The sequence below is a fragment of the Psychromonas sp. Urea-02u-13 genome, from assembly GCF_002835995.1.
Classification (GTDB): domain Bacteria; phylum Pseudomonadota; class Gammaproteobacteria; order Enterobacterales; family Psychromonadaceae; genus Psychromonas.
The window spans coordinates 56111-73626 of the sequence record NZ_PJBZ01000052.1; the positions used below are offsets into that span (position 1 = coordinate 56111).

At 39.1% G+C, this 17516-nt stretch carries 18 protein-coding genes, 1 other RNA gene and 1 pseudogene; 5 read left to right on the forward strand and 15 right to left on the reverse strand.

The window, feature by feature from the left end:
• Positions 1–109: 109 nt before the first annotated feature.
• Genes ftsX through ftsY form a run of 3 tightly spaced genes read right to left on the reverse strand, consistent with a single transcriptional unit; the run spans position 110 to position 3574 of the window.
• On the reverse strand, positions 110–1099 hold the full coding sequence (gene ftsX, locus CXF74_RS08415; RefSeq protein WP_101081968.1) for a permease-like cell division protein FtsX: 990 nt from the start codon (positions 1097–1099) through the stop codon (positions 110–112).
• Complete coding sequence (gene ftsE, locus CXF74_RS08420) at positions 1092–1772, reverse strand: cell division ATP-binding protein FtsE (protein ID WP_101081969.1); 681 nt, start codon at positions 1770–1772, stop codon at positions 1092–1094. The genes ftsX and ftsE overlap by 8 nt, the downstream gene beginning before the upstream one ends.
• 2 nt (positions 1773–1774) lie before the next feature.
• Positions 1775–3574 (reverse strand): signal recognition particle-docking protein FtsY, encoded by a 1800-nt coding sequence (gene ftsY / locus CXF74_RS08425; RefSeq protein ID WP_101081970.1) that lies wholly within the window; start codon positions 3572–3574, stop codon positions 1775–1777.
• Between the two features lie 100 nt (positions 3575–3674).
• Here ftsY and rsmD point away from each other — a divergent pair, with 100 nt between their 5' ends.
• Together rsmD and CXF74_RS08435 are read left to right on the forward strand one after the other, a co-directional pair.
• Entirely contained in the window at positions 3675–4280 is a 606-nt protein-coding gene (gene rsmD / locus CXF74_RS08430; protein WP_101081971.1) for a 16S rRNA (guanine(966)-N(2))-methyltransferase RsmD, read from the forward strand.
• Positions 4281–4282: 2 nt separating this feature from the next.
• Entirely contained in the window at positions 4283–4546 is a 264-nt protein-coding gene (locus CXF74_RS08435) for a DUF1145 domain-containing protein (RefSeq protein WP_101081972.1), read from the forward strand.
• Positions 4547–4614: 68 nt separating this feature from the next.
• On the opposite strand, the gene CXF74_RS08440 is transcribed toward CXF74_RS08435, so the two are convergent.
• From CXF74_RS08440 to CXF74_RS08495, 12 genes and pseudogenes are all read right to left on the reverse strand, one after another.
• Complete coding sequence (locus tag CXF74_RS08440; RefSeq protein WP_101081973.1) at positions 4615–4851, reverse strand: YecH family metal-binding protein; 237 nt, start codon at positions 4849–4851, stop codon at positions 4615–4617.
• A 917-nt stretch (positions 4852–5768) separates the two neighbouring features.
• Positions 5769–6083 (reverse strand): YdbL family protein, encoded by a 315-nt coding sequence (locus CXF74_RS08445; RefSeq protein WP_101081974.1) that lies wholly within the window; start codon positions 6081–6083, stop codon positions 5769–5771.
• A gap of 57 nt (positions 6084–6140) precedes the next feature.
• A complete protein-coding gene (locus tag CXF74_RS08450; RefSeq protein WP_101081994.1) occupies positions 6141–6308 on the reverse strand; it encodes a YnbE family lipoprotein in 168 nt (55 codons plus the stop codon).
• Positions 6309–6340: 32 nt separating this feature from the next.
• Complete coding sequence (locus tag CXF74_RS08455; protein WP_101081975.1) at positions 6341–8320, reverse strand: YdbH domain-containing protein; 1980 nt, start codon at positions 8318–8320, stop codon at positions 6341–6343.
• A gap of 6 nt (positions 8321–8326) precedes the next feature.
• Complete coding sequence (locus CXF74_RS08460) at positions 8327–9286, reverse strand: KpsF/GutQ family sugar-phosphate isomerase (RefSeq protein ID WP_101081976.1); 960 nt, start codon at positions 9284–9286, stop codon at positions 8327–8329.
• 162 nt (positions 9287–9448) lie between these two features.
• Complete coding sequence (locus CXF74_RS08465; RefSeq protein WP_101081977.1) at positions 9449–9811, reverse strand: hypothetical protein; 363 nt, start codon at positions 9809–9811, stop codon at positions 9449–9451.
• An 11-nt stretch (positions 9812–9822) separates the two neighbouring features.
• Positions 9823–10373, reverse strand: a pseudogene (locus CXF74_RS08470) (DUF924 family protein).
• Positions 10374–10456: 83 nt separating this feature from the next.
• Positions 10457–11659, reverse strand: coding sequence for an enoyl-ACP reductase FabV (gene fabV / locus CXF74_RS08475; protein WP_101081978.1), 1203 nt, complete (start codon positions 11657–11659; stop codon positions 10457–10459).
• 56 nt (positions 11660–11715) lie between these two features.
• Positions 11716–12924 (reverse strand): FAD-dependent monooxygenase, encoded by a 1209-nt coding sequence (locus tag CXF74_RS08480; protein WP_442965947.1) that lies wholly within the window; start codon positions 12922–12924, stop codon positions 11716–11718.
• Positions 12921–14159, reverse strand: coding sequence for a 2-octaprenyl-6-methoxyphenyl hydroxylase (gene ubiH / locus CXF74_RS08485; RefSeq protein ID WP_101081996.1), 1239 nt, complete (start codon positions 14157–14159; stop codon positions 12921–12923). The genes CXF74_RS08480 and ubiH overlap by 4 nt, the downstream gene beginning before the upstream one ends.
• Positions 14152–15465, reverse strand: a complete 1314-nt coding sequence (gene pepP / locus CXF74_RS08490; protein WP_101081979.1) for a Xaa-Pro aminopeptidase — start codon at positions 15463–15465, stop codon at positions 14152–14154. Before pepP ends, ubiH begins: the two co-directional genes overlap by 8 nt.
• A gap of 17 nt (positions 15466–15482) precedes the next feature.
• A complete protein-coding gene (locus CXF74_RS08495) occupies positions 15483–16052 on the reverse strand; it encodes a UPF0149 family protein (protein WP_101081980.1) in 570 nt (189 codons plus the stop codon).
• Between the two features lie 140 nt (positions 16053–16192).
• On the opposite strand from CXF74_RS08495, the gene CXF74_RS08500 reads away from it, so the two are divergent.
• From CXF74_RS08500 to CXF74_RS08510, 3 genes are all read left to right on the forward strand, one after another.
• Positions 16193–16483 carry a cell division protein ZapA gene (locus CXF74_RS08500; protein WP_101081981.1) on the forward strand — a complete coding sequence of 97 codons (291 nt, stop codon included), beginning with the start codon at positions 16193–16195 and terminating at the stop codon, positions 16481–16483.
• A gap of 110 nt (positions 16484–16593) precedes the next feature.
• Positions 16594–16777, forward strand: a non-coding RNA gene (ssrS, locus tag CXF74_RS08505) — 6S RNA.
• A gap of 76 nt (positions 16778–16853) precedes the next feature.
• On the forward strand, positions 16854–17456 hold the full coding sequence (locus CXF74_RS08510) for a 5-formyltetrahydrofolate cyclo-ligase (RefSeq protein ID WP_101081982.1): 603 nt from the start codon (positions 16854–16856) through the stop codon (positions 17454–17456).
• Positions 17457–17516 lie beyond the last annotated feature (60 nt).

A 17516-nucleotide genomic window follows, 5' to 3' on the forward strand; every position in this document is an offset into this window, starting at 1 on the left:
CAATTAAACGACAAACTCCGTGACATAGTTCACATATTACAGGCAAAAAAAAAGAGATCAACAAAAGATCTCTTTTTATACAATAATTTACACTTCTCTGTTTTCAGCTTTATTTAGGCTCTATTTTCACCAAATATTGCTTAACAGAAACGTAAGAAGCAACAAAACCTAATCCCGTTGCGACGCCAAATAACGTCATCACTTCATTAAAGCTCATGAGTGATATTTCAAATTGTAATTGATATAAGCCCATCAGACTCATTACACCTGATTGTAACCAAGTGACCATTGCAAAGGTCAATAACCAGGCAATCACGCCACCTAGTAAGCCATACCATGCACCCACGTAAAGATACGGGCGCTGAATAAAGCTATTGGTCGCGCCGACAAGTTTTAATACTTCAATCTCATCACGTTGGCTGAGTATATTCAGGCGAATAGTATTACTGACAATCAACAAGACCGAAATAAGCAGTAGCACCGCTATCGCAATCACAATATCCACCAGCAGGCTTAAAATGGCCTGCAGCTTCTCAATCCAATCAACGTCAACACGCACAAGGTCAATGCCCTGCTCACGCTCGAGCTTCGCCACTAATAACTTACTACCCGCAGAGTTCATTGCCTCTTTGGTCGGCACAACCACTAATACGGCTGGTAACGGATTCTCATCTAAATAATTAAGCGCTTTAGAGAATGAAGACATCTCTTTAAACTCTTCTAACGCTTGGTGGCGTGAGATATAAGTAACAGAATCAATATCGTTATAAAGTGCTAATTTGTTAATTAATACTTGTACACGCGGTTCTGAAATATCTTTTTTCAGAAACAGACTAATTTCTGAGGCGCCGTCCCATTGTCCCGTCACACGCTCTGCATTTTTGTATAAAACATGAAAAGCACTCGGTAGCGATAACGCTAAACCTAATACAAAAATAGTCATTAATGTCGCAAAGGGTGTTTTCCATAATTCAGAAAAACTACTAAATGCTTGTTGAAAATGTTGGCGTATAACAGCAGAAACACGTCCCAAAAATGAAACTTTGGTAATACGAGGTGAACCCGACAATACTTTTTTATCTTCCATTTGATTAGCCATTGCGTTCTCTCATTAGTCCATCATTGATCATCTCACCGTCTTTCAAGGTCAAAGTGCGGTAGCGCATTTTAGCGATTAGGCCTAAATCATGCGTTGCAATTAATACTGACATACCAAACTCATTCAGTGATTCAAACAGGCTTAGAATCTCTAATGACAGTTTAGGGTCAAGGTTACCCGTTGGCTCATCGGCAAGTAATAATGGAGGCTGATTGATGATTGCACGCGCAATACCAACACGTTGTTGCTCACCACCAGAGAGGTGAATCGGTGCGCAATCTTCTTTGCCCATTAAGCCTACTTTTTCAAGTGCGGCTAAGCTACGTCGTTTAATTTCATAACGACTATAACCTTCAATTAAGAGGGGTAAGCCCACATTTTCTAATACACTACGGTTCATCAATAAACGGTGATCTTGAAAGATCATACCGATATGACGACGTAAATAAGGAATGTCATTACCTTTGATATTACTAATGTCATTACCATTTAATACGATACGCCCTGTTGTTGGGCGCTCCATTAAGCTGATAAGTTTTAATAGCGTACTTTTACCAGAGCCAGAGTGGCCGGTTAAAAATGCCATTTCGCCCTGTTTCAAGTGAAAGTCTACTTGCTTTAGTGCGCCATGGTTACCAGCATAAATTTTGCTGACCTCTTCAAATAAAATCATAATTAATTTTCATCCTTTGAATCTTCCTCGCTTGAGAAAAGTGCATCAATAAACTCTTTTGCGTTAAACTCGCGTAGGTCATCAATGCCCTCACCCGTTCCTATATAACGAATTGGTAATTTAAATTTATCTGCAATTGAAAATATGATGCCACCTTTCGCAGTACCATCTAGTTTAGTTAATGTAATCCCGGTTAGTCCAACCGCTTGATTAAATAAATTAACTTGGCTAATCGCATTTTGACCTGTGCCCGCATCAATCGTTAACATGATTTCATGAGGGGCAGTAGGATCTTTTTTACGCATAATACGGACAACTTTAGTCAGCTCATCCATCAAATGGTCTTTGTTTTGTAGGCGTCCTGCGGTATCTGCAATTAATACATCTGCACCACGCGCTTTAGCCGCATCCATTGCATCAAATAAAACAGACGCACTATCAGCACCTGTTTGCTGTGCAATAACAGGGATATTATTTCTATCACCCCAAACCTGTAACTGCTCAACAGCGGCGGCACGGAATGTATCACCAGCGGCTAACATGACCGACTTACCTTGGCTCTGATATTGTTTTGCAAGTTTGCCAATCGTTGTTGTTTTACCAACACCATTTACGCCAACCATTAAGATAACGTATGGAGATTTACTCTCATCAATCACCAGCGGTTTTTCAACTTCTTTTAGAATATCAGACAGCTCTTCTTTTAATAGACCGTATAATGCATCGGCATCTTTAAGCTGTTTTCTATTCGCTTGTTCTGTCAGGCTATCAATGATTTTTAATGTCGTATCAACGCCAATATCCGCAACAATTAATTGTTCTTCTAGCTCTTCGAAAAGATCATCATCAATCTTTTTACCTTTGAATAGCGAGAATAAACCACTGCCAATACTGAGGCGGGTTTTAGTGAGGCTTTTCTTGAAACGGGCAAAGAAACCGAGAGCTTTGTCTTCTTTTTTCTTAACTGGCTCTTCTACAATTGGCTCAACGACTGCAGGCATGTTTTCTTCAAACATGATCTCTTCGTAATAATCTTCACCAACCGATTCTTTTTTTTCAGCTTCTAATTTTTCAGCTTCTAATTTTTCAGCTTCTAATTTTTCAGCTTCTAATTTTTCAGTTTCTAATTTTTCAGCTTCTAGTTTTTCAGCTTCTAGTTTTTCAGCTTCTAGTTTTTTAGCTTCTAGTTTCTCAGCTTCTAGTTTCTTAGCTTCTAGTTTTTCAGCTTCTAATTTTTCAGCTTCTAATTTTTCAGCTTCTAATTTTTCAGCTTCTAGTTTTTCAGTTTCTAGTTTTTTAGCTTCTAGTTTCTCAGCTTCTATTTTTTCAGCTTCTAGTTTCTCAGCTTCTAGTTTTTCAGCTTGTGCTTTGTCAGCTTGTGCTTTGTCAGCTTCTAGTTTGTCAGCATCTGCTTTATCAGCTTGGGCTTTATCAGCTTGGGCTTTATCAGCTTGTGCTTTGTCAGCTTGTGCTTTATCAGCTTCTAGCTTTTCAGCTGCTAGCTTTTCAGCTACTAGCTTTTCAGCCTCTAGCTTTTCAGCGGCTAATTTTTCAGCTACTAGCTTTTCAGCCTCTAGCTTTTCAGCCTCTAGCTTTTCAGCGGCTAATTTTTCAGCAGCTAGTTTCTCCGTTTCGGAGTCATCATCAAAAAGAATGATCTCAACATCTTGATCTTCATTATTTAATGCTTCATCTCTAAGTGATTTTAGTAATGCGGCTTTTTCATTTGCTGCAGTTTCTTGCGGAGTCTCTGCCGTCGATTTTTTTCCAAACCAGGAAAACATGCCTTTCTTCTTTGCCATTAATTAAAAACCTTACTCACAACCAATCGACCTGCTAAAATAGCAAACCTAAAAAAAATTAAGCTCTATGTTACCACCATATCGCCGGACTAAAAATTATATGAGTCGAAATCAGCATACTAAATCCAATGAAAAAAGCAGAAAACCGATCAAGGGCGGGTTTATTCGTCTGATCTCTGGTAAGTGGCGAGGAAAAAAGTTACCAGTCAAAGATATAGAGGGGTTGCGCCCTACAACAGATCGCACTAAAGAGACACTCTTTAACTGGTTAATGCATGATATTAACGATGCAAATTGTTTGGATTGCTTTAGTGGTAGTGGCAGTTTAGCGTTTGAAGCTCTCTCTCGTTTCGCAAGAAAAGTCACGCTATTAGAAAAAGACAAAAGTGTGGTAAAGCAGTTACGCGAGAACTTAGCGGTGCTCAATGTTGATAACGCGACCGTGCATGAAGGTGATTCACTTAATTATCTTAAGCAGGTAGCGACCGAGCAGTACAATATTGTTTTTATTGATCCTCCCTTTAATAAAGGCTTAGTACAGCCCTGCTGTGACGCGTTAAATTCAAATGGTTATTTAGCGCCGGATGCACTTATTTATATTGAAAGAGAAGTTGATTTAAGCGGGTTAACTCTCCCAAATTCATGGGAATTGCTTAAAGAGAAAAGCACAGGGCAAGTCACTTACCAATTATATCGCCAAGGATAACCATGAATTATTTTATTCATTTTGCAAAAGTACTGATGGTACTTATTTGGGGCTTGCTCATCGCTAATATTTTATTTCCCTTCCCAGGAAAAGCGGAGCTCGTCTTTTATATTTTATTAGCCTTTGTTATTTTCATGCACCTCATTCAATTATTAATGATTTATGGTGCTTTTTCGGAAAAATTAAAATTAACAAAGTCAGAGGCATTGCAGATATTTGTATTTGGGATATTTAAATTATGGCAGATAAAAGGTCGTATTCAGTAAATAACCTGAATTTTGGCTAAGCACACAAAAAATCAGTGCCGATTAAAATAATCGGCGCTTATTGTTGATTAACAAAGATGCTCCTGAGGCATGCTAATCCCCTGTTCTGATTCAACAAACTTTCCCTTTGAAGCAAGAAAATCAATCAAATCATCTGCCGTTAAATCACTTCCCATACACGTATGAAAACGCGCATCCGCACCGTATTGATCTGCAATATCAGATTTTAACGACGCTTTGCTGTAATTCTTAGCCGATTTAGCCATCATTTCCATCACTTGATGCCCGTGAATTGATTCGCTCATACTTTTCCTTCCTGATTATAATTAATGATATAAACCCACTATAACCAACTGAATAACTCAGGTATTGATGTAAAACAAATCGCCAGAAATGAAAAAAGGCGAATACCGTTAAGTATTCGCCTTTTTATAGTCTTATTGTTCATTCCGTTGAGTATTTCCACGCCCTTGTGGTTCCCTGACAATTGCTAATCTAAGCATTTTCCCATTTCTTGTTCCTTGAGAGTGTCCCTGATCCTTGTTAACAATCCTATTGTAACCGCTTCAACCTTGAAGGTGTCCCTAATCTAATCCGTTAGAGTGTCCCTGAGTCCTTATTAGCAATAAATCCTATTGCGCCTTTCTTGCTATAAATAGCCCAGAAAGTGTCCATAACTGTTGATCCAAGCTTTTCCTATACCTAATCCGTCTGGTATTCCTTCTTTCCTTGGTGTAATTGAATCTATTACACTGCTTTGTTCCTAAAGCATCCTTAAAACAGCTCCGAGCTTAATTCCTTTTACCAATCCGTCTGGTAGTCCTGCTATCCGTAATGCGACTTCTATCACATACCCTCTTCTGAGGAGTTCCTTAATATGCTTATCCTAAGCCCGTTAACGCTGACTTCCCTTTAATACTTTAAAGCGTTTATCCCTTAACTTGTGAACAAGTATAAACAGCTCTAAAAAATACAAACACTATATTTTATGATTAACTTTTTGAAAGTGTAAAGATTATTAGCAATAAAATAGAAATGACATAAAAATCAACACGATAGTATTGCTTTATGTTTTTTTGATGACAATAACAAGCAGGTTTAAACGGATAAGTCTGCACTTACAATGGTCAATCTCTCACAAGAAAAAATTGCTCAGCAGAGGGGATAGTTATAATAAAAGGAGGATCATCGTTATTTTACTGATCCTCTTTCTTTAAATGTTTTATTTAACTACCCATTGGCCAGATGCATTTTGGATATATTGACCAGCAAGTGATTTTTTGATCGCCTTTTCGCCCACCAGCACTGAAACCTGATCGACTGTCAGTTCATTTTTTTTAGCGATTTGAGTGTATTTAACTAATCGAGCCTCATTAATGGCCTTAACTAATGTTTCTACTTCAGGTGAGCTTTCCACAACACCTAATAAACCATTCCTTTGCTCGCCAACTAACCCTTGCTCTTTTGCATCGGGAAGCTCAATCGCAAAGCTTGAAAAACTGAATACTAAGGTAAATAAAACTAATAATTTTTTCATTTTTACTCTCTATTTAATTTTAATTGCGCAATCGCAGGTTATATTAAAAACAACAAATTAAAACAAGCCACTATCTTCATCGAAGAGATCATCTATCTCTTTATCTACTTTGATGCGAATCTCATGATCTATTTTTACATTTAAGTTAATCGTAATAGGCTCATTGGGCATCGTGAGTTCAATACGTGGCGTACACGCAGATAACAAGAACAACCCGGTAAGCATTGAAACAGTTAATAAATAGGCTTTAGTTGGCACTAATATCTCTCCTTTATATCGCGCACTAACTCATCGTTAAAGCGTAAACTTTTTAGTAATTTTAAAATGTTTTCAGAATGTGAATAGTTAAAGTTAATCGGTTGTGTCCCGCTTATTGCAGGGCTTATCCCTTTGATTTCAATATTTAAATCACTTTCACCATCGCTAGTATAACCGATCCTGCCTTGCAGTGTATCAAACTGGAAGTCGGACAATAACTGCATGGTCAGTGAAAACGCAGGACTACCTTGCCCGACCGCCTTAACAACGGTACTTTCTGGTACTTTAATATAACCACCTGGCGGACGAGCAAAAATGAGGCCTTCAGTTATCTGAGGCCCCTTTTCCGTGAGCGTCAGCGGTAACATACCATCAATAATTGCTTCACTTTTTATTTCTGGATAGGCACTGTATTTAATGACTTCAGCAAGGCTTATTCCACCGACATTAAGGATTGTTTGACTCGGCGCATTCAATTTAAAATCATCAAAATCAAGACGGCCACCTAATAATCGCGCTTTAAAATGTTGTATGACAGGTTTTCCAGCATCAAGCGTCGCATCTATTTGTATGGCTTGAATGGGCAACCCAACAAATAGATTCGCAACTTTAAGCTGTTGTTTATCTTCTAAAATAGAGATGTCGCTTTGAGCATTCACTACATAGTGTAAGTGGCTTTCAAAGATGACACCGTCAAATGTTATATTATCGTTTACCCCTGAAATAGCATCACTTAGCAGCTGACTTTCAAGCATGATCGTTTTGTTATTACGTTGGTACTTAGCCACCAAATCAAGCTTGATCATGCCTTTTTTAATATCAAGAAGCCCTAAGCTATCAACATAACTGCGTGAAGATTCAATCAATGATTTTACATCAATGCTATTTTCTACTAATTGCAATTTCACCCACTTAGGGTCCACAGTCAACTTACCAGCGAGCTTTTGATTAAGTGATGTTAATACCCAGTCCACCAGCAAATAGCTCCCTGATCCACTTGCAGTAAACTGCATAAAAATGGGCGGTAGCTTTTGTTTGTCGATGCGAATGCGTTTACTTTTGCCACGCTCAACTTTGCTTAATAGATGGCTACTTCCAATTCGCAGGTGCATAGGAAAGTGCTTAATAGCCATCTCTGCATAGTTAAAAATGCTAGGGCCACTGCTCTTCAATTTAATATAACCCGTTTTCCAGCTTTGAGTCTCTGAAATAGGCATTAAGACCTGTTTAGCATTAAGTGAAAATGTAGACAATATTAACTGGCTCTGTTGCAGATCGATTTCACCTGACATTGATAGCTCAGCATGATCGGTAATTTCAGGCAGTACACCTTGCCAATTAACCTCAAACCTTCCTTTAGACCAATTATTAAGATCACTTTTATAGCGCAATAATAATGTGTTATTGAGGTAACGGCTTTGTTGCTCAGTGAGGTGAATATAATGAGAGAGTCTATCTAATAATACCCTGACATCAGCGCTCAGCTGTTTACTGTTCAGGTTTAAACTAATATCGCCTTCTAATACGTCACTTGTGAAGCGAACAAAAATTTTTGAGGCATTTTTTTTAATGGAGAGATTACTGGATAAGGTTGTTTTTATTAGCGCAGAGGTTAAGTTAATGGCCTTTAAATTCAACGTAAATGCGGGTAATAGTGCGAGCTGCTTTAGTAACGAAGAGACCTCTTTCTGATCCAGGCCTGATGTGGAATCTTGTTGTGTGTTTTTACTTTGTTGGCAGCTTAAATCCCAATTAACCTCTCGGATACTTGAGGTTATCTGCTGTGATTTTTTATTAACTTTCAGATCATTAATCTGATTCTGAGGACAGTTTTTATTAGGTTGTAACTTTTGCATGCTGACCGTTAATAACGGCAACCAGTTCAAGCTTTCGATGTTAGCGGAAACTGCAAATCGACTATTTAGCAAGACTCCCCAAAAGAGGAAAAAAAAGGCAATTCCTTTGCCTAATCTAGACATGGAAGACTATTGTCCCCACTCGATAATACCGTCAATGTTTTTGCCATCTTCGCTGACAATTAACCATTTAATATGTTTTTCTCGCATGATCTCTTCCGCTTCAGAAAGACGTGCATTTGGCGAAACAAAACATGGGTTTTCATTCATCAATTCACTAGCAAGTGATTCGTTAATGTTTTTTCCTGATAAAAGGAAACGACGTAAATCACCGTCACTAATCACTCCTTGTAACTGCTTACCTTTCATTACTAGAGCAAGTCCGGTGCGTGTTTCTGTCATCACTAATAACGCATCAGTTAAAGAGGTACCTATTTCTACAAAAGGTAAGTTTTCACTACGCATCTCGTTTTTAACAAAAGTTAATAAACGACGACCCAAACTGCCACCCGGATGAAAACGAGCAAAATCCATTGGCGTGAACCCTTTCTCCAGTGTTGAAACCGATGCAAGCGCATCACCAATCACTAATGTCAGTGTGGTTGATGTGGTAGGTGCTAAATTATTCGGGCAAGTCTCTTTCTCGACACTCGCATCTAACACAACATCAGAGTTTTTAGCCAATGATGACTCTATGCCACCGGTAATAGAAATTATTTTGTTACCAAAAGCTTGTAACGATGGAATGATCTTTAATAACTCATCCGTCTCGCCGCTATAAGAAATAAGTAACATTAAATCATCCGGCGTCACCATACCGAGATCACCATGAAAGGCTTCGCCAGGATGCAACGAAAATGAAGGCGTACCTAATGATGCTAAACTCGCCGATATTTTTTTACCGATATGCCCAGATTTTCCCATGCCACAAACAACCACACGTCCTGTGCAATTTTTTATGAGTGCTAATGCTTGTAAGTATTCATCACCTAAGGCTTTGCTATGAGCAGCGATAGCTGTGCTTTGCACATCAAATACAGTACGGATTTCTGTTAACAGTTGTTCATTAGAAAGAGAAAATTGAGTCATAAAAATTCCTTAAAGTCAGTGCTGACAAGTGTACTTATTTTTAAGGATTTGCGAAAGGGGAAAGAAAGGAAGTTATTAATAATCAGTCGCTAACATTTAGCTGAAGGCTGAAGGCTAAAAAATGCAATACCGATGACTCATCGCCATTGCATTTTTTAAGTATTATTTACACGCGCTAACATCATAACCAAGATGTTCTTCTTGCTTTAATGTAGTTACATTTTCAAAACCCAATAGTTGCGCTTTTGCTAAATCCGCACTTGAGATCTGATGTACATTAATATTAGCAGCCGGACCACCACACATTGCAATCATCGCTACATTAGCAAGGTGACCACATTCAGTTTTAGTCACTGCAATATTTTCATTACTAAGTAATAACGCGGTTTCTGCGCCTGTTTTACCCGCTGATTCACACTGAATAGCACCGCTATTGATATAAACTAAGACTGACTCTTGAGGTGCTGTTGTTGCGCAGGCTGACAATAACAAAGTAACTGACGCTAACAATAATAATTTTTTCATTCACTTTTCCTTTAAAAACTTGAATTAGGTTGCGTTAAAAATTCAATTTCATCTGTTGTTGAAGTACGCGATAAAATTTTATTTCGATGAGGGTAACGACCAAATTTTTCTATGATTTTTTTATGCTTCAATTCAAAATCAAGACTATAAGCGTTGCCTAAATCTTTATAAAGTTGCTCTGCGACTTCATGAATAACCACTGATTCACTGTGCATAAATGGCAGATATAAAACAGAACGTTGCGTATCAGTTAATTCTTTATCCAAGCCAGGCTAATAAGCTCCTGGGTTAAAACAAGTGTCAAACCATCCTGTGCAAACGCTTCTTTTTCATCTCGAAACATATTACGAGAGAATTGGTCTAAAACAATAACTTCTGCAAGTCGCCCTTCTGCCGTTGCTCGCCATGTATATAACTCGCCCGCACAGGCTTGTTGATGAACGCCACTAAAACGCTCAATAATAAGTGCATCAAAGTTAAGATCTTTTTTCCACCATAATGCGCTATCAATCTCTTCAAACCAAAATTGAATAATATCACGAGGCTTTATTACTTTAGACATAAAAACTCCTTGGTCATTATATACAACGCTAAAAACAAAAACACCCGCGTAAACGCAGGTATTTTTTAAATCGTTTTAAGTGACTAAACGCTTAAGCAATCAAACTCAACTAATGTATCTACGTCTGCTTCATAATCAACACCGTCAATACCAAAGCCGAATAACTGTAAGAACTCGTCTTTGTAATCTTGGTAATCTGTTAATAAAAATAGATTTTCTGTTGTGATTTGAGGCCATAGATCAGTACATTCTTTCTGAACTTCATCACGTAATTCCCAGTCATCAAGACGTAAACGACGTGCTTCATCAGTTGTTGCTGCGCTACCATCTGCTTTATAAAGTTGCGTAGTGAATAGACGGTGAATCTGTTCCATACAACCTTCGTGCAAACCTTTTTCTTTCATGATTCTAAATACCATAGAAAGGTATAAAGGCATCACTGGAATTGCAGAACTTGCTTGTGTTACTACGCTTTTTTGTACTGAAACGTAAGCTTCACCATTTAATGAATCAAGTTGTGCTTGAATCGCTGTTGATGCACGGTCTAAATCGATTTTTGCTTTACCTAATGCGCCATTCCAATAGATAGGCCACGTTAGTTCAGTACCAATGTAAGAGTAAGCAATCGTTTTAACGCCTTGTGCTAATACACCCGCTTCAGAAAGCGCGCTTAACCAAAGCTCCCAATCTTGTCCGCCCATTACAGTAACCGTGTTAGCAATTTCTTCTTCGCTAGCAGGCTCAACCGATGCTTCGATGATCACATCTTTATTTGTATCGATAGCCGTTGAAACATATGTTTCGCCAATAGGTTTAAGTGCAGAACGAATCACTTCACCTGTATCAGGCATTTTACGAACAGGTGCAGCTACTGAGTAGATAATCGCATCAATTTGACCTAAGTCTTCTTTGATTAACTCAATAACTTTAGCTTTGATTTCATGTGAGAATGCATCGCCGTTAATGCTTTTAGCATATAGGCCATCTGCTTTTGCTTGTTTTTCAAAAGCAGCACTGTTGTACCAACCAGCAGAACCGGTTTTACGCTCTGTTGCTGGTTTTTCAAAAAACACACCAATCGTTGAAGCGTCAGAGCCGTAAGCGGCAGCAACACGAGATGACATGCCGTAACCAGCTGAAGAGCCGATCACTAATACACGTTTAGGACCATTTTTAATTTTGCCCTGTTGTTTTGTGTATTCAATTTGCGCTTGTACATTTTTTTCACAGCCTACTGGATGCGTTGTTGTACAGATAAAGCCACGAATCTTTGGTTTGATGATCATAATTTAATCTCTTCTTTTTAAATAATTTTTCTAAGTGGGCAGTAATATACACTGTTTTATTGTGTGTTCAAAATAGCAGGCAGTTCCCCGCTTAATCCCATCGCTTGTTTAATAAACTGTTTTTTCAGCGGACTTACATTATCTGCAAATATCAATGCTAAATCACGGGCTGTTTTTTTTAATGGATTATCACCCTGGAAAAGCTGTTTTAACACTTCCATTGAAGCGATCATTTGTGTGGCTTCCGTTTTACGCCAGCGTTCAAATTGACGCAAATTAGCATAAACACCAATATCTTTATCAGCTTCGCTATTTTCTAAAATACACTGGGCAAGACTCACCGCATCAAGCAGACCTAAATTAACGCCCTGACCCGCAAGCGGATGAATGGTATGTGCGGCGTCACCAATCAGTGCAATACGATGTTTAGCAAAATCACGCGCATAACGCATAGTCAGCGGAAAGCTATGTCGCTCACTTTGTAATTCACAAAAACCTAAGCGATTATCAAAGGTACGCGTGAGCTGTTTATTAAATTCTCTATCAGAAAGCGCCAATAACTGTTTGGCTTTTTCTGGTGGAACAGACCAAACAATTGAGCAGAGATCTTTTTCAAAAAGTGGTAGGAATGCTAACGGACCGTCGGGGGTAAATACTTGGCGAGCACAATGTTCATGGGCAAGATCCGTTTTAACCGTTGCCACTAATGCATGATGGTTATAATCCCAGTGCGTTAGTGGAATATCGACTTTATTACGCACCCATGAGTTTGCGCCATCTGCGCCAACCACTAGCTTAGTGGTAATGTTTTTTCCACTTTCTAATGTTAACCAGGCTTCACCATCACCCAATGCGATATTAGTTAATTTATCAGGCGAATAAAAAGTAACGTTGGATTGCTTTTGTACCGTGGTTAATAGCGCATGTTGGATTTGTTCATTTTCAATAATGTAACCCAATTGCGTCGCGTCAACCTGCTGTGCATCAAAGGCTATTTTACCAAAGCTGTCTTTTTCCCACACAGTCATAGTGTCGTAAGGCGTAATGCGCTGTGGATTAATAGCAGGCCAAACATCCAGTTTTTCAAAAATAGTACGGCTAGCCGCGCTGATCGCACTAACACGTGTAGCAGGTGTTTCGCTTAAGGAATTAGCTTGGTTATTTTCGATAATGGCGATATTCAATGTGCTTTTAGCCAAAGAGGCAGCAAGTGTTAGCCCCACCATACCGCCGCCAACGATGGTTAAATCATAGGATAACATCATGATTTTTCTTCTTGTGTAAATAGGTTAAATTGCCCTTTCGCTTGCTTTACGATGGGTGCGCTGAGCGAGGGAATACAAGCGATAGCTTGCAATGCAATCGTGCGTCCGAAAACAAAAGGTAAATGTGGGTTACTGAAAATTCGCACTATAGAGTCAGTCATCGTAATCGTGCGTTGATGATCCTTTTTACGCGCCTGCCAGTAACATTCTAACATCGCATAACCACCTAACTGGTTTACATCGTCTATTTCAGTAATGATCTTCGCAAGCACACTGATATCACGCATGCCAAGATTAAACCCTTGTCCCATAACAGGGTGCAAACAGTGAGCCGCATTACCAATAGCCACACCACGATGCGTAATCGGTTTATCTGATTTAATCAGTTTTAATGGATAGCTATGGCGTTGCCCAGCTTTTGTGAAGATGCCAGCACGATAACCAAAGGCTTGCTGTAATTTAGCTAAAAAAGCATGTTCATCTAAAGCGAGTAACGCGGGTAATTCACTATTTTTAACCGACCAAACTAATGAATAACGATTATTAGAAAGTGGTAATAACGCTAATGGTCCTGCATCGGTAAAACGTTCATAAGCGCGATTCATATGCGCTTTATCGGCACTCACATTAGTGATAACCGCCGAACATTGATAATCAGATTGGGCTGCAGATATTGATAACAGTTGATTGGTTTTGCTATTCGCGCCATCGGCGGCCACACATAATTTAGCTTCGATTATTTGTTTGTTTTGTAATTCGCAGATAACCGTTTGAGTCTGTTTTTCTATATTAATTAATGCACTATTATAGAATCGTTTAATTTGAGGGAAACGTGCTAATTGTTGCTGTAGCACTTGCCCAACATTTTGCAACTCAACCACCGCCCCGAAAGGCAAGTTAGAAGCTGTTTTTTCTAGGTTAACAATGCCTAAATTACCTCGATCTGAAATATGGATATCATCAATCGGTTGTGCATTTTGTTTTAGCGCAGCCCATAAACCAAGGTTATCTAATAACCCACAGCTACCCGCGCTCAGAGCAATGCTGCGCGCATCAAAACCAGGGTGTGCACCTTTATCCAATCGTTCTGGATTATCATCAATTAAAACAATCTTGAGTGCAGGCGACTGTTTAATAATGGCAAGTGCCAATAAACAGCCAGACATGCCCGCACCAACAATAACGATATCGGCTTCAATCGTAGTATCAGCCTGTGCGCTGTTTTGATTAGCCATGCGTTTTTGCATCCGCCATCAAGGCCTCAATCTCATCAATTGTTTTAGGCACATCTGCGCTTAATACTTCGGCGCCATGCTCTGTAACCAATAAGTCATCTTCAATGCGAATACCAATGCCTTTCCAACAATCCTCAACATCTGCATCATGGCTAACATATAAACCAGGTTCGATAGTGATTGCCATACCCGCTTCTAACAAACGAGGATTTTCAAGCGTGCCGTAATCACCAGCATCATGGACATCTAGCCCTAAATAATGACCAATACCATGCATATAAAAGGCTTTATAACTTTCATCTTCAATAAGCGTTTCACGATCGCCAGATAATAAACCCAGTAATAACAAGCCATCCACTAGTCGTTCAACAACACTTTTATTGATATCAACCAGTGCAACGCCAGGTTTAACTTGGTTAATCGCTGCAACTTGTATATCAAGCACCAATTGGTATAACGTCGCTTGATGCTCAGTAAAGGTGCCGTTAACAGGGAAAGTACGTGTTATATCTCCCGCGTAACCTTGGTATTCAGCGCCAGCATCTATTAGAACAAGATCGCCATCTTTTAGTTGTTTGTCATTTTCGGTGTAATGCAAAATACAGGCATTATTACCACCCGCAACAATACTGTTATAAGCGACATCACGTGTGCCTTGCAGTGCAAATTGGTGTTTAATCTCAGCTTCTAGCTGATATTCCCACATACCCACATGACAAGTTTGCATCGCGCGCACATGGCCCGATGCTGAAATTTCAGCGGCTTCTGCTAATAGCTTTGCTTCAGCTTCTGATTTAATAACACGCATTTCATGTAATAAAGGTAAACAGTCAAAATAACAACGTGGTGCAATTGCCCCTCTGCGTTTTGATACTCGTAATTTATTGACGATCGTTTTGATACTGGCATCCAGTGAATCAGACTGAAACATTGGATAATATAACGCGTCAACACCATTTAACATCGACTCAAGCTGCGTTTCAAATTCATCAACCGGGTAAGCTTCATCAACACTTAACTGAGTAATTGCAGCCGCTTGCCCTAAACGATAACCATGCCAAATTTCTGCACTTTTATCTTTTTTACGATTAAATAAAATCACTTGATGAGAATCTGCATTTTTAATCAGCATCAATATTGCATCAGGCTCATCAAACCCGCTGAGATAATGAAAATCACTATTTTGTCGAAACGGATATTCACAGTCATTATTGCGAATAGTTTCTGCCGAGGCAGGAAATAGCGCCATGCTATTAACTTGCATTTTTTTAATAAATTGAATTCTGCGTTGCTGGAATAGGCTCATGATGATGTTACTCTAGGTTAGTGAATTGTTTTAGAGGCGGGTGTACTAGGCTTACGCGAAAAATGATTAAAGCAAAGCATTGCCCCAACACGCAAATATTCAACAATTTCAGCATAAGCAATTTCAGAGTCTTCGTCTTCTTGCTCAAAATCAAAACTCACTAATGAAATATCGCGAATGTCTTTGATTAATTCCTGAACTTCTTCGCTTGCTTCGTTAAGTGCCGATTGCACCATGCCAAAACCAACTAAAAAACCTTGTGCCCACTGAGACATTGACTCACAACGATCATCAAGCGGTTTATCATCATCGGGTAATAACAGATTAAACCCTAAGCCATCATCAGTAAATTGGCTGACCACTTGAGCATGCAGAGAAGTCACTAGTGCCTTGGCTTTTTTGGGAAGCCCCATGCCTTCATTGACGACATCATTAAAATGGGTTAACCAACCTTTTGAGCCGAGCTCAATGCCTCCACAGATAAACCCAGATAATATACCGTGCACTTCAGAGGCACTGGTAAACAGCTCGGCTTCATCTAAAACTTCTGTTATTTGGGTAAAATTTGGCAAGGGTTCAATACTCATCAGCGTCACTCTATAATTATTAATAGTGACAGAATACTACCCTTACCTTGGTATTGTCACCAGTAATTACTTGAAAGTTGCTAACTAGCTAGCTATATTAAGGCTTCTTTTAAAAGGCTTCTTTCTTATATAGGTTGGTTATGGCACATCTTGATATCACTATTTTAGGGCAACAATACAAAATGGGCTGTCCTGATGGTGAAGAGGAGAGCTTAAAACAGTCAGTTATTCAGTTTAATGACAAGCTAAAAAACATGAAAGAGACAGCACCTGGTCGACGTAACGAGCAACATATTGTCACGGCAGCACTCAATTATTGCCACTCATTAAATATCGAAAGAATAAAAAATGAGAAGTATGCTCAAGAATTAAATAAGCGCATACAGTTTTTACAAGACTCCATTGAACAAGCATTAACCCCTACAAAATAAAATATTGAATCGATTTACTTGGTTATTGTAAATCTGTTCAATCGCTAATCAAGCACAGCTAAAATTGTAAAAAAAACTGTTAAAAATCGAAAAACAAGCGTACAGTTATTTTAACCCTCGGGTATCCGCTAATCTTGACTAAGTCCCTGAGCCGATAAGTAATACTCCGGTGACTTGGCTTGAATGCTATTGTGCAAGCTCGGCTCGTATCGAGAAGCCTGCGGCAAACACTGAGACACCAACTTTGACCTTCGGGTTTAAGGTCCAAGTCAATAACGATACCCTTGGGTTACTAATTCTAGCTGACAGCTTTTAGCTCTCAGTCACTAGCTAAAAAATTTCCCTCTCCTGAATTTAATAATGCTGTTCTATGAATGATTCTCTTTCTCGTCACCACATTCGTAAAGAAATTCGCTCTGCACGACGTGCGTTATCAAATGAGCAACAAAGCACAGACGCTGAAAAATTATTAACTCACCTGATTCAATTAAATAAAGTCCAATACGCTGAAAAAATTGCTATCTCGCTTGCCTTTGATGGTGAAATTCAAACATTGCCGTTTATCGAGTGGTGTTGGGAAAATAATAAACAAGTTTATTTACCTGTCATACATCCCTTTAATAAAGGCCACTTGCTGTTTTTACATTACACAGCGACAACAACCATGTTCATCAATCAATACGGTATCGCGGAACCGAAATTGAATGTGCAGTTGATTTGCCCAGTGAAAGAATTAGATCTTATTTTCACGCCATTAGTTGCCTTTGATAAACAAGGAAACCGCATTGGCATGGGAGGCGGTTATTATGATCGCACCTTCGCACCTTGGTTTTCACAGCAAACAGGCCCTTACCCAATCGGCCTCGCACACGATTGCCAACAGGTCATTGCTCTACCAACTGAATCATGGGATGTGCCACTTCCGCAAATAATCACACCATCAATGTCATACCATTTCAGTACAAAAAAATAATCCCCGTTAATATGTGAATCCATTACCACAGCAAACATTTTTCTAGAAACGAGCCGTATT

Coding starts and splice junctions, on each gene's coding strand:
- CXF74_RS08500 (WP_101081981.1), top strand. CDS start 16,193: ATGGCACATCTTGATATCACTATTTTAGGGCAACAATACAAAATGGGC.
- fabV (WP_101081978.1), bottom strand. CDS start 11,659: ATGATCATCAAACCAAAGATTCGTGGCTTTATCTGTACAACAACGCAT.
- CXF74_RS08460 (WP_101081976.1), bottom strand. CDS start 9,286: ATGACTCAATTTTCTCTTTCTAATGAACAACTGTTAACAGAAATCCGT.
- CXF74_RS08465 (WP_101081977.1), bottom strand. CDS start 9,811: ATGAAAAAATTATTATTGTTAGCGTCAGTTACTTTGTTATTGTCAGCC.
- CXF74_RS08455 (WP_101081975.1), bottom strand. CDS start 8,320: ATGTCTAGATTAGGCAAAGGAATTGCCTTTTTTTTCCTCTTTTGGGGA.
- CXF74_RS08440 (WP_101081973.1), bottom strand. CDS start 4,851: ATGAGCGAATCAATTCACGGGCATCAAGTGATGGAAATGATGGCTAAA.
- pepP (WP_101081979.1), bottom strand. CDS start 15,465: ATGAGCCTATTCCAGCAACGCAGAATTCAATTTATTAAAAAAATGCAA.
- CXF74_RS08435 (WP_101081972.1), top strand. CDS start 4,283: ATGAATTATTTTATTCATTTTGCAAAAGTACTGATGGTACTTATTTGG.
- ubiH (WP_101081996.1), bottom strand. CDS start 14,159: ATGGCTAATCAAAACAGCGCACAGGCTGATACTACGATTGAAGCCGAT.
- CXF74_RS08445 (WP_101081974.1), bottom strand. CDS start 6,083: ATGAAAAAATTATTAGTTTTATTTACCTTAGTATTCAGTTTTTCAAGC.
- CXF74_RS08450 (WP_101081994.1), bottom strand. CDS start 6,308: ATGCTTACCGGGTTGTTCTTGTTATCTGCGTGTACGCCACGTATTGAA.
- CXF74_RS08480 (WP_442965947.1), bottom strand. CDS start 12,924: ATGATGTTATCCTATGATTTAACCATCGTTGGCGGCGGTATGGTGGGG.
- ftsY (WP_101081970.1), bottom strand. CDS start 3,574: ATGGCAAAGAAGAAAGGCATGTTTTCCTGGTTTGGAAAAAAATCGACG.
- ftsE (WP_101081969.1), bottom strand. CDS start 1,772: ATGATTTTATTTGAAGAGGTCAGCAAAATTTATGCTGGTAACCATGGC.
- ftsX (WP_101081968.1), bottom strand. CDS start 1,099: ATGGCTAATCAAATGGAAGATAAAAAAGTATTGTCGGGTTCACCTCGT.
- CXF74_RS08495 (WP_101081980.1), bottom strand. CDS start 16,052: ATGAGTATTGAACCCTTGCCAAATTTTACCCAAATAACAGAAGTTTTA.
- rsmD (WP_101081971.1), top strand. CDS start 3,675: ATGAGTCGAAATCAGCATACTAAATCCAATGAAAAAAGCAGAAAACCG.
- CXF74_RS08510 (WP_101081982.1), top strand. CDS start 16,854: ATGAATGATTCTCTTTCTCGTCACCACATTCGTAAAGAAATTCGCTCT.